This window comes from Macrococcus psychrotolerans (assembly GCF_038095555.1).
GTDB lineage: Bacteria > Bacillota > Bacilli > Staphylococcales > Staphylococcaceae > Macrococcoides > Macrococcoides psychrotolerans.
In genome coordinates this window covers 1,065,597-1,081,625 of the sequence record NZ_CP124591.1, presented here as the reverse complement: position 1 = coordinate 1,081,625, position 16,029 = coordinate 1,065,597, and the positions used below count along the sequence as shown (strand labels likewise).

The 16,029-nt window shown below is 36.2% G+C and carries 17 protein-coding genes and 1 riboswitch; of the genes, 4 read left to right on the top strand and 13 right to left on the bottom strand.

All coding sequences use genetic code 11. From position 1 onward, the window contains the following. Window positions 1-33: 33 nt before the first annotated feature. The 6 genes from dapD to QA539_RS05415 form a co-directional block, all read right to left on the bottom strand. Window positions 34-753 (bottom strand): 2,3,4,5-tetrahydropyridine-2,6-dicarboxylate N-acetyltransferase, encoded by a 720-nt coding sequence (dapD, locus tag QA539_RS05440; RefSeq protein ID WP_219494829.1) that lies wholly within the window; start codon window positions 751-753, stop codon window positions 34-36. A gap of 12 nt (window positions 754-765) precedes the next feature. Next, complete coding sequence (dapB, locus tag QA539_RS05435; protein WP_419894925.1) at window positions 766-1,488, bottom strand: 4-hydroxy-tetrahydrodipicolinate reductase; 723 nt, start codon at window positions 1,486-1,488, stop codon at window positions 766-768. Then, window positions 1,485-2,375, bottom strand: a complete 891-nt coding sequence (dapA, locus tag QA539_RS05430) for a 4-hydroxy-tetrahydrodipicolinate synthase (protein ID WP_419894924.1) — start codon at window positions 2,373-2,375, stop codon at window positions 1,485-1,487. Before dapA ends, dapB begins: the two co-directional genes overlap by 4 nt. An 11-nt stretch (window positions 2,376-2,386) precedes the next feature. Then, window positions 2,387-3,376 (bottom strand): aspartate-semialdehyde dehydrogenase, encoded by a 990-nt coding sequence (locus QA539_RS05425; RefSeq protein WP_283722159.1) that lies wholly within the window; start codon window positions 3,374-3,376, stop codon window positions 2,387-2,389. 18 nt (window positions 3,377-3,394) lie between these two features. Beyond that, complete coding sequence (locus tag QA539_RS05420; protein WP_219494786.1) at window positions 3,395-4,618, bottom strand: aspartate kinase; 1,224 nt, start codon at window positions 4,616-4,618, stop codon at window positions 3,395-3,397. A 71-nt stretch (window positions 4,619-4,689) separates the two neighbouring features. Next, a riboswitch (Lysine riboswitch) is annotated at window positions 4,690-4,863 on the bottom strand. Window positions 4,864-4,925: 62 nt separating this feature from the next. Beyond that, entirely contained in the window at window positions 4,926-6,527 is a 1,602-nt protein-coding gene (locus QA539_RS05415; protein WP_283722161.1) for an ABC-F family ATP-binding cassette domain-containing protein, read from the bottom strand. Between the two features lie 174 nt (window positions 6,528-6,701). Between QA539_RS05415 and QA539_RS05410 the strand changes: the two genes are divergently transcribed. Beyond that, window positions 6,702-7,568, top strand: coding sequence for a CvfB family protein (locus QA539_RS05410; protein WP_219494784.1), 867 nt, complete (start codon window positions 6,702-6,704; stop codon window positions 7,566-7,568). Window positions 7,569-7,612: 44 nt separating this feature from the next. On the opposite strand, the gene QA539_RS05405 is transcribed toward QA539_RS05410, so the two are convergent. From QA539_RS05405 to pepF, 5 genes are all read right to left on the bottom strand, one after another. Next, on the bottom strand, window positions 7,613-7,861 hold the full coding sequence (locus QA539_RS05405) for an IS3 family transposase (RefSeq protein WP_219503253.1): 249 nt from the start codon (window positions 7,859-7,861) through the stop codon (window positions 7,613-7,615). Window positions 7,862-7,919: 58 nt separating this feature from the next. Continuing rightward, window positions 7,920-8,477: an IS3 family transposase gene (locus QA539_RS05400; protein WP_419895595.1), complete on the bottom strand. Its 558-nt coding sequence runs from the start codon at window positions 8,475-8,477 to the stop codon at window positions 7,920-7,922. Window positions 8,478-8,488: 11 nt separating this feature from the next. Continuing rightward, entirely contained in the window at window positions 8,489-9,016 is a 528-nt protein-coding gene (locus tag QA539_RS05395; protein WP_086039228.1) for a helix-turn-helix domain-containing protein, read from the bottom strand. Between the two features lie 64 nt (window positions 9,017-9,080). Next, window positions 9,081-9,782, bottom strand: a complete 702-nt coding sequence (locus QA539_RS05390; RefSeq protein WP_283722162.1) for an SDR family oxidoreductase — start codon at window positions 9,780-9,782, stop codon at window positions 9,081-9,083. A gap of 17 nt (window positions 9,783-9,799) precedes the next feature. Beyond that, window positions 9,800-11,599, bottom strand: a complete 1,800-nt coding sequence (gene pepF / locus QA539_RS05385) for an oligoendopeptidase F (RefSeq protein WP_283722163.1) — start codon at window positions 11,597-11,599, stop codon at window positions 9,800-9,802. A 153-nt stretch (window positions 11,600-11,752) separates the two neighbouring features. Between pepF and QA539_RS05380 the strand changes: the two genes are divergently transcribed. Further along, the gene (locus QA539_RS05380) at window positions 11,753-12,136 is read left to right on the top strand and encodes an MptD family putative ECF transporter S component (RefSeq protein WP_419894923.1); all 384 of its coding nucleotides are present in this window, start codon (window positions 11,753-11,755) and stop codon (window positions 12,134-12,136) included. A 98-nt stretch (window positions 12,137-12,234) separates the two neighbouring features. Here QA539_RS05380 and QA539_RS05375 read toward each other — a convergent pair whose 3' ends face one another. Both QA539_RS05375 and QA539_RS05370 read right to left on the bottom strand, forming a co-directional pair. After that, on the bottom strand, window positions 12,235-13,509 hold the full coding sequence (locus QA539_RS05375) for an aminoacyltransferase (protein WP_219494780.1): 1,275 nt from the start codon (window positions 13,507-13,509) through the stop codon (window positions 12,235-12,237). A gap of 21 nt (window positions 13,510-13,530) precedes the next feature. Then, window positions 13,531-14,772 (bottom strand): aminoacyltransferase, encoded by a 1,242-nt coding sequence (locus tag QA539_RS05370; protein WP_219494779.1) that lies wholly within the window; start codon window positions 14,770-14,772, stop codon window positions 13,531-13,533. A gap of 210 nt (window positions 14,773-14,982) precedes the next feature. On the opposite strand from QA539_RS05370, the gene QA539_RS05365 reads away from it, so the two are divergent. Beyond that, window positions 14,983-15,654 (top strand): hypothetical protein, encoded by a 672-nt coding sequence (locus QA539_RS05365; RefSeq protein WP_219494778.1) that lies wholly within the window; start codon window positions 14,983-14,985, stop codon window positions 15,652-15,654. Next, a complete protein-coding gene (locus tag QA539_RS05360; RefSeq protein ID WP_012656944.1) occupies window positions 15,645-16,010 on the top strand; it encodes a hypothetical protein in 366 nt (121 codons plus the stop codon). The genes QA539_RS05365 and QA539_RS05360 overlap by 10 nt, the downstream gene beginning before the upstream one ends. Window positions 16,011-16,029: the final 19 nt, after the last annotated feature.

The window sequence follows — 16,029 nt, the reverse complement described above, 5'->3', positions numbered from 1 at the left end:
AAGCTAATTGTGACAAGCACAATTAGCCTTCTGCTATTTCTTTAACTGTCTTAATGCCTGTACAATCTCAATCTTACTGCCTTCTACTTCATGAGCTTGCTTAATTACTCTAGCAGGTGTCCCAGCTACTACACTACCAGCAGGGACATCTTCAGTAACAATCGCTCCAGCTGCTACAACTGCACCTTTGCCGATACGTACACCTTCTAGTACAACGGCATTTGCTCCGATAAGTACATCGTCTTCTATGATCACTGGTTGTGCACTTGGAGGTTCAATTACGCCAGCAAGTACTGCACCTGCACCAACATGAACATTCTTACCAGTTGTTGCACGACCACCAAGCGTGGCATTCATATCAATCATTGTTCCTTCTCCCACGACAGCACCGATATTAATCGTTGCACCCATCATGATAACTGCATTATCATGAATGACTGCATGTTCACGAATGAAAGCTCCTGGTTCAATTCTAGCGTTAACTTTTGTCTGATCAATCAATGGAATTGCTGAGTTTCTTCTGTCATATTCAATTTCAACATCAATCACAAGTGTTTTATTATTTTCGTAGAACTTTTCCCACTCTGACAGTTCAGTGAAAATTGTTTTTGATGTCTCGCATCCAAATACTTTCATAGTCTCCGGAAAAGTTACATCTGAAAAGTTTCCATTTAGATAAACTTTAATTGGTGTCTTTTTTTCTGAGTTACTAATGTATTGTATAATTTCCTGTGCTGTAAATTCCTGCATTATTATGCTCCTTTATTATAAATTTTCAAATGTGTAATAGCCTTTTTCTTTCTGAATTAATTTCTCTGCAACATCGATACTTCCATTGGCGAATATATCTTTACTTAATGCCTGATGGGTAATCTGAATTGTTTCGTCATGTCCTGCAAATAATATTTCGTGTTCGCCGACAATTGTACCCCCACGTACAACACTGATACCAATATCATCCTTATTACGTGGGGTATGAACGTCTGTGCGATCATAAACGGGGTTTAATGAACGTTCTGAAGTAATTGCATCTAAAAGTTTAACGAGTGTCCCGCTTGGCGCATCAACCTTTTTATTATGATGACGTTCAATCAGTTCGATATCCATATTCGTTAACAACGGTACTGCATATTTAACGAGTTCCGTGAGTACATGGACACCGTAACTCATATTTGCACTGAAAAATACAGGAGAGTGCACACTTTTTAATTTTAGCAGCTCGATAATTGATTCTTTCTCTCCTGTTGTAGCCATAACGATAGGAGTATCGACATCACTTTTTAATAATGGAATAGATAAGGCTGGATTAGAAAAGTCTATGATAACATCAGCTTCTGGAAGTGTTTCTAATTTGTCTGATGTATAGACAGGGTAGGGTACTGACCTTTTTTTGCTTAATATTATACCTGCTATTTCATGTCCTCTATTCTCAGATAGATGTGCCACACGTTGATTCATAGCTCCGTAACCATTTAAAATAATCTTCATGAAAGATCACTTCCTTTAGCAATACGATTATATACTTCAATCAGCTGTTTTGTATCTTGTTCTAACATCGGAACTAAAGGCAATCGTAATTCACCATTCGCATAACCGATATAAGTGACCAGTGCTTTGATCGGTATAGGATTGACGTCTACAGATAATGCATCTATGAGGGGCAGCACATTATTGAACTGATGCTCAGCTTGATTGCGATCAACCTGATATATTCGGTAAACATCACTGAACTCTGCTGGTATCACATTTGCAATAACTGAAATTACGCCGTCGCCACCCGCTTCATAAAATGGCAGGACACTATCATCATTACCACTATACAATGCGAAGTCATCAGAGACCGCAGATTTTAATGCTTTCATATAGTTCATATCACCTGTTGCGTCTTTTATACCGTATATATAAGGGTGTGCCGCTAAGGTTGCGACAGTTTCTGGTTCTATCGTCATATTGGTTCTGGAGGGTACATTATAGAGTAATACTGGCAATTCTACAGCATCTGCAATTGTGGTGAAATGGGCAATGAGGCCACGCTGACTTGTTTTATTATAGTAAGGCGTAATCAGCATGATACCATCAACTCCTAAAGTTTTGACCTTTAATGAATGATCTATTGATGCCTGCGTATTATTTGTTCCGGTACCAGCAATTACAGGAACTCTACCATGTGCAACGCGTACTGCTATTTCAATAGTTTTAAGTTTTTCATCTTCTGTTAATGTAGAACCTTCACCCGTTGTCCCATTAATTATTAATGCTTCAACATTATTATTGATAAGAAAATTTAAATGTTCTTCGAATAATCTGTAATCTATCGTTTGTCCATTAAATGGAGTAGTTACTGCAACACCTGTTCCTTTAAAGTGTACGTTCATAATTTCACTCCTTATCGATTTAATTGATGCGTATGAATCTGTCCTAGAATTTGAACCGCATTCAGTGCTGCGCCTTTTAGAAGGTTATCGGCAGTACACCAGATATGGAAGGAATTCTCTAATGAGTCATCTCTTCTGATTCGTCCTACATAAACATGATCAGTTCCTGTCGCTGTAATCGCCATAGGGTATTCATTGTCCTGTGGATTATCTATAAGCACGACTGAATCGTCATTTTCGAAGAGCTGTTTTATCTCTTCAACTGTAGCTTCTTTATCAAGTGTGACATTGATTGCAACTGAATGGCTATCCTGAACTGGGATTCTGACACAAGTTGCTGTCACCTTTACATCTTGTAATCCAAGAATCTTCTTCGTCTCATCAATCATCTTCTGTTCTTCTTTTGTGTATCCACTGTCTAAGAATACATCGATATGAGGTAAAGCATTGTTATAGATAGGGTGGGGATAGTTTGTCGGTGCAATCCCTTGTGCGCCATTTTTAAGATCATTGATGCCTGCGACACCGCTTCCTGACACTGCTTGATAAGTTGTGTAGGCGACGCGTCTAATACCATATTTATCTTGCAGTGGTTTAAGAGGTACGACAGACTGAATCGTAGAACAGTTCGGATTAGCGATAATTTTACGTTTAAGTTTAGGTGAATTAACTTCAGGAACAATGAGGTCGATATCCTCATGCATTCTAAAAGCACTTGAATTATCTATTACGATGCTGCCTGCTGATTCAAAGATAGGTGAAAAACGTTCACTTGTAGCACCGCCTGCACTCATAAGCACAAAATCAAATTTCTGGTCTGCTTCTTCTTCAGTCAAAGCTCTTACTGTATAAGTCTTGCCTTGATATTCCATAGATTTACCGGCTGAACGCGGTGAGGAATATAATACGAGTTCATTAAATGGAATCTGCTTTCTTTCTAAAACTTCAAGCATTTTTTGTCCGACTAAACCTGTAGCACCTACAACTGCAATTTTATACATAATTGACTCTCCTTAATTTTATATATTAAATACTTTACATAATGACTGTACTGCATGTTCACCGTTTTCTTTATCTATAACATATGAAATTGATATTTCACTTGTTGTTACCTGATAGAAGGGGATTTCATTATGAATCAATGATTTAAATACCTTTGATGCAACGCCGCTCATATCTCTCATACCTGAACCGATAACAGAAAGCTTTGCATACGTTGAACGCGACTGATGGCTGATAGCCGGGTAGTTTGTACTTAATCTATTAAAAATACGTTCAATCTGTAACTTATCTGTGTCTTTCATTGTGAATGAAATTTGAAGGCCATCTAAGTTTACGATTTGAGATATCATATCGATATTGACTTCTTCTTGTTCTAATTCATCAAATAATTGATTTAATAATTTCGTATCATTCATCGGGTAGCTTAGTGTCACATACTCCATATCGTTATCTAAGGCGACACCAGTCACTGCTTTTTTCTCGAGTATTTGGTCTTTTGGCATAATCCAGGTTCCTCTCTCATTCGATAAAGTTTTTCCGAGATAAATCGGAATATTATAGTTTCTAGCAATTTCAACACTTCTTGTCTCAAGTACTCCAGATCCGAGAGAGGAGAGTTCCATCATCTCTTCAAAGCTTAACTCATCTATATGTCTTGTCTCAGGATAGATACGTGGGTCTGTTCCAAAGACACCTGTAACGTCTGTATAAATTTCACAAGGAGCGCTTAACGCTGCTGCTAGTGCTACCGCCGTAGTATCACTACCACCACGGCCGAGCGTAGTAATTTCATCCTGTTCATTTATACCTTGAAACCCTGCGATAATGATAACATCATGTGATTTGAAATTTTCAATGAGCTTCTGATCATTAATTTCAGTAATCTTACTTTTAAGATAATGTCCTTTCGTGCGAATGCCCGCCTGACTACCGGTCATCGCAATAGATGCAACGTGTAGATCATGCAATATAATCGATAAGTAAGAGATGGTCTGCTGTTCTCCAGTAGTAAGCAGCATCGCTAATGCACTTTCTTTCGGTGTACTAGAGATTGAACTGACATTTCTCATAAGGTCATCTGTAGTTTTTCCCATTGCAGAAACGACGACAACTAGTTTTTCATTATTTTCTGTGCGTTCCTTTAAGTAATTAGCGACTGTGCTAATCTTATCGAAATCACTAACTGATGTACCTCCAAACTTTAATATACGAATGTTTGATTGAGTTATTTGATTATGCAATTAAAATCCCCCTATGGCATCTGCAACAAAAAAACAAGCCCGGATATGCTCCGGGCTTGTTAACGTTTATATACAAGCGATGCACTCCATTATAGTAATATAATGACAGATTCCTAGCTCTTAACCTGTGAATCCAACACTATATATGCTGCAACATAATATAGCGTTTCGGCATCGCACCCTTTCCATAACTTATTGCAGTAGGGTAGTTATGTACTCATGATTGATGCGCCTCATCTGTTTCTTTATTAAGTTATGAATATAATCATACAAAAAGTATTCTGAATTGTAAAGTATTTTTAGAAAATTATTTTAATACGCCTTGTTCCTTTAAGTATTCTTCATAAGTGATCTCTTTTGATAGACCACCAGTTACATTTAAGTCGATGACACGGTTAGCGATAGTATTGATGAATTCAAAGTCATGTGAAGTAAAGATGATTGAGCCTTTAAATGCTTTAAGGCCATCATTTACTGCAGTGATACTTTCTAAGTCGAGGTGGTTTGTTGGTTCATCTAATAATAATACGTTTGCACTAGACAACATCATCTTACTTAACATACAACGTACTTTCTCTCCACCTGATAATACGGTTGCTTTCTTGCGAACTTCTTCACCTGAGAAAAGCATACGTCCTAGGAAACCACGTAAGAATGTTTCAGTTTGTTCTTCTGGTGGAGCATACTGACGTAACCATTCTACAAGGTCAATGTTTTTGCCATCAAAGTATTCAGAGTTATCTTTTGGTAAATACGTCTGACTTGTAGTGACACCCCATTTATAAGTACCTTCATCAGGCTCCATTTCTCCGGCCAAGATTTTTAGTAATGTTGTCTTAGCAATCTCTGAATCACCGACAAGCACAGCTTTATCATTTGGATTCATTGTGAATGAAATGTTATCTAAGACCTTAACGCCATCAATTGATTTTGATAATCCTTGCACTTGAAGCAGCTCATTACCGATTTCGCGTTCAGGTTTAAAGTTAACGAATGGGTACTTACGACTTGATGGCTGGATGTCGTCAAGTTCAATTTTTTCAAGCATCTTCTTACGGCTCGTTGCTTGCTTAGATTTTGATGCGTTTGCTGAGAAACGTGCAACGAAATCTTGAAGTTCTTTAATTTTTTCTTCTTTCTTCTTGTTTGAATCCTGTAACATTTGCTGTGCAAGTTCACTCGACTGATACCAGAAGTCATAGTTACCAACATAGATCTTAATCTTACCGTAGTCAAGATCAGCAATATGCGTACATACGTTGTTCAAGAAGTGACGGTCATGGGATACTACGATCACAGTGTTCTCAAAGTTGATTAAAAATTCTTCTAACCAGCTGATGGCAGGGATATCAAGCCCGTTCGTCGGCTCATCCAGTAATAATACATCAGGTTCACCAAATAGTGCCTGTGCTAAGAGCACTTTGATCTTCTGATTGTTTTCAAGCTCTGACATTTTCTTTTCGTGCAGATCGTCTTTAATACCGAGTCCAGAGAGTAATACTTGTGCATCACTTTCTGCAGTCCAGCCTCCCATTTCACCAAATTCGCCTTCAAGTTCAGCTGCGCGCATACCATCTTCATCCGAAAAGTCAGGTTTCATGTAGATTTCATCTTTTTCCTTCATTACAGTCCATAATCTTTCGTTCCCACGAAGTACGACGTCTAATACGCGTTCCTCTTCATAAGCAAAGTGATCCTGTTTTAAAACAGATAAACGCTCATCTTTTCCTAATGAAACGTGGCCTGTCTGTGAATCAATTTCACCAGATAGGATTTTTAAAAAAGTTGATTTTCCGGCACCATTTGCACCGATTAAACCATAACAGTTGCCTGGAGTAAATTTAATGTTTACATCCTCGAATAACTTTCTATCGCCGAAACGTAAACTTACATTAGATACTTGTAACATGTATGATCTCCTTTATAATTATTTCGCGTAAATTATACCATATTTGGATAACAAATTTGCATTCCATATTCAATAATAGCATGCTTTCCGGTACATTTATACATTAACAGACTATATTTTAATTATGTGTTATAATAAGTAATTGATAAAGGCAGAGCCTTAAAGGAGAGACATATGGAACAAAAACAATTATCAGGAAGTATCGACTTCCTTCGTGTAGACCGTTTAGAAGGATCTACTTATTATTTATTAGGACCAAACAGCGAAGAAGTAAAGCTCAATGCATCTGAAGTATTAGAGGGTGATGAGCTAGAAATCGGCGAAGATTATTCATTTTTCGTTTATCCAGGTCGTACTGGCGATCTATTTGCAACACAAAACATACCTGATATCTCAACAGATCGTTATGATTGGGTAAAGGTTATCAAAAAAGACCGTGATGGTGTAACCGTAGATATCGGTATACCACGTGAGATCATCATCCCTTGGGAAGATCTTCCCAAATTAAAAGAAGTGTGGCCTGAGGCAGGAGATGAAGTATTTGCATGTTTACGCGTTGACCGAAATGATCAGTTATATGGTCGTCTTGCAAGTGAAACGATTGTAGATACGATGTATACAGCGGCGCCTGAAACATTACTTCATACAACGATTACAGCACATCCTTATCGACTCTTACGTGTCGGCACATTTTTACTATCAAAAGAAGGGTATAAAATCTTCGTACATGAATCAGAACGACGTAGCGAACCACGTCTTGGTGAAGCTGTAGAAGTACGTATCATTGGTCATAAAGAAGATGGGATATTAAACGGCTCATTTTTACCACTTGCGCATGAACGTATGGATGATGATTCTGAAATGATCTTAACGATGCTGAATGAGTATGGCGGGGAGCTTCCGTTTTCTGATAAATCAGATCCTGAAGCGATTAAAGAAGTATTTAATATGAGCAAAGGTAGCTTTAAACGCGCAATCGGCAGATTATATAAGAATAAGCGCATTACTATTGAACCCGATAAAATTAAATTAAATCAATAAAAAAACGGCTGATTTGTAGTGAACCCAAAAAGTTGAACTTTTTATTAAGCTACTTTCATTAAAGCAAGATTTCTGTATTCTACAGGAGTCTTGCTTTTTAATTTTCTCTTCTTTCTGACTAAATTATAATACTCCATATAGTCAATAATCTCCTCTTCTAGTTCATCATAAGAATCAAATGTTTCTCCATAAAACATTTCTTGTTTTAAAATACCAAAGAAATTCTCCATCGGAGAATTATCAAGACAATTACCTTTTCTAGACATGCTTTGAATAATTCTATTCTTTTTCAAAGATTGTACCCAAGATTTATGCTGATATTGCCACCCTTGATCGGAATGGATTGTAGTTCTATAGGGAAGGTCTCGGAATTACATTAATTGCTTTTAACAATGATTCCATAACGAATTCCAATGTTGGACGCTTACTAATTGAATAAGAAATAATCTCTTTCGAACATACATCAAAAATTGTTGACAGATATAGCTTAGTTCCATTTTTAATGTTGAATTGTGTTACATCAGTAAGTAATTTTTGATATGGGCGATTAGTTACGAATCTGCGATTCAATTTATTCTTAGCTGTTTTGCCAACTTTCCCTTTGTACGACTTATATGTTCTATTTCTATGCTTAAACTTTGTACAAAGTAAATTATTTTCTCTCATTATTCTAAGAACTTTTTTATGGTTAACTACAAAACCTAACTCTCTTAGTTCGTCGGTTACTGTACGATAACCTATCCTATTTTTATGTTTGTTAATGATTTCTTTAATCAAAGTAATTAAATAATTGTCTTTATGTTTAGTGACACTAAGTCGTAATTTCCAATAATGGTATACACTTTTCGCTATCATAGCTACTGATAATATTTCTTTTAACTTATAGTTAGATTCATTCCTTAACTCAATAATAGCAGCTACTATTTCTTTGTTTGATTTTTTCGAGCTAAGGATTGTAACTTTTTTTCGAGAGCAATTGCGATTTCTAATCTCCTGTTTTCCTCACGTAAGCGTATTAATTCTTGTCGTTCACTTTCGTTTAAACTAGTGTTATCAACCTTTTTATTTTTCATAGTTTTAGACGCACGACCCTTCGGTTTTGATTCTAAACCTAGGATACCATATTGATTGTATTTCATCTGCCACTGAGCTATTAAAGTAGGATTAGTAATATCAAAGATTCTAGCAGTTTCTTTATATGAAAGTTGATTAGTAATTCTATACTGAATGATTCTTAATTTTTCATCTGTTGAATATTTCTTTCTGGTCATACTGGATATAAGACCGTCAATACCGAAGGTATCAAATTGGTAAGTCCATGTTTTTAGTTGTGAAGGATCGATATCATATTTGTTACTTAATGAATCATAACCAATATTTCCTTCTTTATATTCTTTGATTAGTTTTAATTTAAAATCAAGATCATGCTTTTTATTCAAAATAAACACCCCTAAAGTTGAATTTTAAGGTTCAACTTTAGGGGTGCACTTCAATTCAGCCGTTTTTTTATTTTTATTGTAATGACCATCCCTGGTCATTGTGATAAATCATTAATTTACTCATACCACCGTCAATCGTAATATTTTCGCCTGTTATAAATGCTGCTGCTTCTGAACATAGAAATTTGGCCATTTCCGCAATATCTTCAGGTTTACCAACACGACCTGCAGGGTGCTGGTACGCATTTGCACCTTTATAGATTGTATTTGTAGTGTCAATCCACCCCGGACTGATAGCATTTACACGCGCAATGCCGCTTAAACTCACTGCCAGTGCATGGGTAAGCGCATGAATACCGCCTTTTGCTGCGCTGTAACTTTCAGTCTGAGCTTGACTCATCGCTGCACGAGTAGAGCTGATATTTACAATTGACGCACCTTCACTTAGATGAGGTTTCAATAACTTCACAAGATAGAATGGGGCAGTTACACCGACTGAAAGCGCATGTTGAAATTCTTCATATGTACAATCATCAATACCTTTCATAGCTGGTAATGCGTTATTAATAATAATATCTACTTTTTGGTAGTGTGTTATTACTTTCGACACAAATGCTTCCAGTACCTTCTCATCAGCGATATCACCGTGATAAAAACTTCCTTCCTGTATATCGATACCACATACAATTGCGCCAATTTTTTCAAAACTTTCTTTAATACATTTACCGATACCACTCTGATCACCAGTAATGACAACTACTTTTTGTTTAGACATTACACATCAGTCCTTTATTAATTCTCAATTTCTTCTGTTAGCTTTTCAAGTTCATCAACGAGACTTCCGATATAAGCAATCGTTTCTTTAAGTGGGGCATCCGTAGTTAAATCAATATTGACCATTTTGGCAAGTTCTACAGGAGCTTTAGAGCCACCAGCCTTTAATACTTCAGTCCAAGCTTCTACAGCAGGTTGTCCTTCTTCTAATATTCGTTTAGACATAAGTGTCGCAATCGTTAGTCCTGCAGAATACGTATACGGATATAACCCCATATAATAGTGAGGTTGACGCATCCATGTCAGTTCCGCACCTTCAGTAATTTCCACAGCATCTCCCCAGAAATCTGAAATGACGTTACGCTTTATTTCATTAAGAAGTGGGGCAGTAAGCGATTCACCTGCATCTACGCGATTATAGACTTCACGTTGATATGCCGCTTCTAACAAGTGTGTCACAAAATTGTGATAGTACGTTCTAGAGATAATCGATGCAATCACCCAGCGTTTAAACTTAGGATCATCCGATTCTTTTAATAAGTAATTTGCCATAAGCATTTCATTCATCGTACTTGGTGCTTCTACAAAATACAGCGAGCAGTTAGCATCAAATATATTCTGGTTATTATTCGCATAGTTAAAATGACCAGCATGTCCTAATTCATGTGCTAACACAAATACTTCAGTCATTTTAGACGTCCATGAAATTAAGATAAACGGATTCGTAGCATATGGACTTGCACAAAAAGCACCAGTAGATTTCCCTTTATTCTGTACAAAATCAATATAGCGTTTGTCATAAGAATCGTTCACGAGCTGCATATATTCTTCGCCCATTACAGAAAGTGCTTTCTTAATGTAATCACGTGATTCTTCTACTGTAATATCTGGTTCAGATGACTCATCCAATGAAATTTTTAAGTCTTCAAATTTCATTGTTTCAAGTTTATTTGCTTTTTGTATCAGTTTTGCATAACGACGCATATGTGGAGCAAGTTCTTTCGTTATTAAATCAATTTGGCGATTGTATAGATCACGTGACACTTCCTGATCATGTAACAGGAAGTCAATGACTGAATCATATCCTCTTAATTCAGATTCAATCTTTTCCTGCTGCACTTGTGTATCATAAGTCTTTGCTGTAGTGTGTTCGTACCTTCTCAAAGTATTAGAGAAAGCTTTAAAGGCGTTGCGTCTAACTTCTGTATCATTATCAACTTCTAGTTCACCTTCGAACGAAACATAACTCATCGGTATCGTCTTACCGTGTGCTTCAAATGTACCGAAATCGATATCCTGCATTTTAGTCGTATCATATAAATTATAAGGAGCATTAAACACTGGAGAGAACGATGCTAAAGCCTTTTCAACCTCTGGATGTAATTCATATGGTTTCGCTTTAATTAATTTTTCAAAGAAACGACTATATGGCAGGGTATCTTTCAAAGTTATAAGCTCTGATTCTTCTTTTGCTATAAGTTCCGAATTTAAAAATGTAAGCTCGCTTGCAATCTTACCGTAACTTGAAGAAAATTTGCTATATAGTTTTCCGGCATCGGGGTTTGTCTGATCTGTGCTGAACTGCAAGTTTGCATAATTTCCTAAAGTATCTAATACGATATTAAGCTCTGCATATGTATCTAACGCTTCATGGATTATGTCTGCGTTGTTTAAATTACCTTTATATTTCTTGTTGAATTCACGTGCATTTTCTACTGCTTGTTCTAACGCTTGATAAAACGAAGCATCATCTTTAAATAGGGGAGATAAATCCCATGTTTCTGACACATTAACTTCACTTCTTGATGGTAATCCCATAAATCATCTTCCTTTCATTTTTAAATTAACACTCTCATTGTACTACTATTCTAATAATTTAGAAAGTTCGTTTATTTATGATTTTATGTTATATTTAGCGACAAATTGGATATAATACTAAAAGTATTAAATAAATGATAAAGGAGTGACTGGATGTTTATAGTAGGAGATATTAGTTTTTATGAAATCCCAAACTTTTTATTGATTTCAATTGTAGGAATGGTTGTTATTTCAATACTATTTGGATTGTTGATGGGAAAATTTATTTTCGCACCGGTTCTAACGTTTTTAGCTTTAGCGATTGCTGCGTTTATTTTACCTAATTTTTATGCCATCAAATATCAGCCCTTGTTAGGATATGCTGTATTTCTGTCTGTGATTGCATTAATTTTAAGCATCATTTTCTGGTATGTGACACGCGATCATAGAAAAGCAAAATGCATGAAACAACAAGCATTAGATGAACAGAAACGTTATGATGATATACAGAATCGATCAGAGATGGAATCTATAAAACGTCATGAAAAAGAGCATTAAACCAGAACGAGTAGGTTCTGGTTTGTTTCTAATCTATAACTTCTGATAATATATATTATGTAAACTAAAATATATAAAAAAGTAATCACTTAAAGTGATTACTTTTTTATACGTTGTTTTATTTGTGCAGCTTTAGTACGCGCATTTGTTAATAGCTGATATGCATTGTATCTAGTTTTATTGATTGGTTTTATAAAGTCACCGACGAGCTCCTCAATCTGTGCGTTAAACCCACGTTTAAAACGATATACACCATAATCTTCGCTGTCTTCAGTGAAATCTCCGGACACACCATAAAAATTATAACGGTCATAGCCATGGTCCAGACAATAATTGATCATATACCAATGCATTGCATATGGACCCATGAACTTGTTATATTTTGTGCTTGAACCCCCTGAGTAATAATTCACTTCATAATGATTCTGGAAGAACATGCCCGCTGCCAGATCTAGTATTTGCCCATCTGTTTTTCGCAATTCGCTTATTTCAAGCAGCTCTTGTTTTATGTGATCGATATCACGATCTTTCTGCGCAATTTTCGTCAGTTGCTTTTCGCTCTTATTTTCATTTGCCATCATCTGATCTCGTGAAGTTTCTGCTTGTGTAAGTTCTTCGGAAAGTTGCTGCATATATTCATCTAAGTCTATATACGCTAATGGTAGTAGTATATTTTCTCCATATGTATCATTGAATCCTTGCATATAGTCATCCGGTCTTGATATAAATCCGGTTCTCTCTTCAGTTTCTCGATAGAGATCAAGAAATAGATTCAGTTCATCCTTATGCAGCATTCGTACTTTTACACCATATTTTTGTGCTTTCTTGATATTGCGCTTTCTTTGGGAATCAAATTGTTTCATCAGAGATTGCGGGGTCTCTCCATGCAAATACATGACGCTCATCCAGCGTACTTGTTCATCTGGTGAGTATCCTCTTTTGAATCCTTTATGCTGATAGCCAAGCTGTTTGAGCTGATGAATAATCTCATCGTTCGCAGCATCATCCTTTTCATTGACATCCTTGTCATAACGTTTGTATATCCAATAAGGATCAATCTTTACGAATACTGCCTGATGACGTCTCAAGTAATGGTCAAGACCTCTGAAGAAGAAGTCAACCAGTTTCGAATCATGGAAGTCCATCACAGGTCCCCTATTAGAATAGTACTGATAACCTCCAAGCATCGGAATCTTCGAGAAGAGACTTGCAGCGATGACGCGTTCTCCTTCTTTTACACCAAGCAATACAACGGGATAACCTTTTTGTTCACGATTTTCTATATTCTCCTTCATTTGAAAATAATGACTCATCGCCTCAGTTTTCCACATATATTGGTCATATTCCTCAACGGTTAATTCTGTAAACTTCATAGATACTGCCTCCAGTAATACTTATTTCTTGATTCGTTTGTATATATTATAGACACCTTTATTGACAGGGAGTTCAAAATCACCGATATACTCAACGACATCGGCATTATAACCTTTTTTAAATTTAATAACACCCGCGTCAGGTGCATCCTCATTGAAGATACCGCTAATGCCATAGAAATTATATTTGTCGATGCCATGATCTATAGCATAGTTGATCATGTGCCACTGAATTGCATAACTTCCAGAGAAATGTCTGAATTCATTCGAAGACCCTCCGGCATAATAAACTACTTCATGTGGATTTATAAAGTAAAACGCAGCAGCAATCGGTAATGTGTCACCATGATTTTCTTTCAGTTGCTGTGCTTCTTTCAGTTTCTCTAAAAGTGCTTGTTTTTGTCTTTCGTTATCCGCTAACTTATTTTGTGCCTTTTTATTTTCTGGTTTACTCTCGATATCAGCTTTGGCTTTGTCTATTGCACGTTCTATTTCTGTAAGCTCTGCTTCTAGCTCGGGAATATAAGTATTAAAGTCAATATAGGCAAGCGGCATCTTCACACGATCTCCAAATTTTTCTAATCTTGAGATATAATATTCATCTCCACGATCTTCGAAATCCTTCTTATCACTTGTATCCTGCATAAATGAACGGAAAATATGGAGCTCGTCTTTTTCCAGATATCTTACTTTAATACCATTTTTAATGACCTTCTTAGTATTACGCTTCCTAAGACTATCCATATCCTTTATGAGCTGTTCCTTAGTTTTACCTTTTAGGTCCAGGACTGAATGCCATCTGATTTGGTGTATCGGGTGAAATCCAGTTGTAAACCCATCATGCTTGAAACCAAGGGATTTCAATATTTCAAAAATATCATCTGTCTTATATGTTTCGATGATGTCCCCATCGTGATTACGTAACTGGTATGGTACGTAAGGGTCTATTCTTAAATTTAACGCTTTATGCTGTTTCATATACTTCTTAAGTTCATTAAAGAAGAACGTGACGAGTTCTCTATTGTGATAATCCATGACAGGACCACGGTTTGAATAGAAATATTTGAAGATTTTCATTATAGGAACTGATGTAAATAGACCTGCTGCTATGATTTCATTATTCTCATCTTTCACACCGAGCAGATGTGTCTCTATACCTTCTGAGATCTTCAGATCATAGTTTACAGCCATCTGTGTAAAATGACTTGGATGCTGGTCTGTGAAAGCACTGAATGCTTCACGTGTAAGTGTTGTAAATTTCATTTGTTTTCTCCTTCTTTTATCATCTCAAGCATCATATTAACATATTCATACCGTAAAAATCATTTATAATTATAGTTCGGCTCCTTTTAAGGCTATTACTTCAATCTTTAATGCACTATCTTTGTGATTTTACGTTGCTCATGATAAAATTCGGTTATATAGCCGGAATTTTAAAAATTCGGTTATATAACCGAATTTTGGAGGGGTATTATGCTTTCTATATTTATTATGGACGTTTCAAATAGTACACAGCTGAATAATACAGATGACATCAGTAAAGCTCTCGAAGGGATGACAGAAAGTATCGAACAATGGACGCAATCCCTTAACTTCAGCTATATTAATTACAGAATGGGCGATGAACTTTTTTTTGTTAGTGATTGTACACATGCGACGCTATTGATATCGTACTATATTAAACTGTTATGGCCCTATAAATCTCAGCCAGTAAAATTTGGTATTGCAGCAGGCAATGAGGAGGTTCCTAAACGGCATATTGAACACTGGAACAGTAAGCTGACAAAAGCAGCACGTAATAATCTGGAGCGCATTAAGAAATCAGATATCAGTGATTTTTATGTTACGATTGAAGCAACAGACATGTCGCTTTATAATGATGTCTTATTCCCTTATCTTACTGAAATTGTCCAAAATCATTCGCTGTTACAGCAAGCGATCTTCCAGCAGTCGCTCTATATCGATACACAAAAAGAAATTGCTCAGCTGAACAACAAGAGCGTTTCCACTATTTCAGAACATCTGAATAAAGCGCATTACAAGCAGCTCGGACTAATCAAGAAACATTTAACATTTTCTGATGCACAATGCACTATTGAACCTTCAATCATCCAGTCGTTACAAGGAGGTTTAACATGGCTCTAAAAATAATCATCATGCTGATAGGTACACTCTTCTACCTGCTATCAGGCCCGGTCGTTAAACGTATTTTAACTTTTATGAGCGCGAGTGAAATGAAGACATCCGATAACATCGGATTACTTATAGGTTATATAGAAAGAATGCTGGTTATTTTATTTTTTATACTCGGCGAATATACAGCAATCGGGCTTGTAATAGCAAGCAAATCAATATTACGGTTTAATGATCTTAAAGATGATGGTACGCATCATAATCCTGATAAAATCGATAAAAAAAGTGAATATATTTTACTTGGGACGATGCTAAGTCTCCTTATAGGCATCATTAACGGCATCATTTTCAAGCTTGTCTTTATATAATAAAAACCGCACAAGAGTG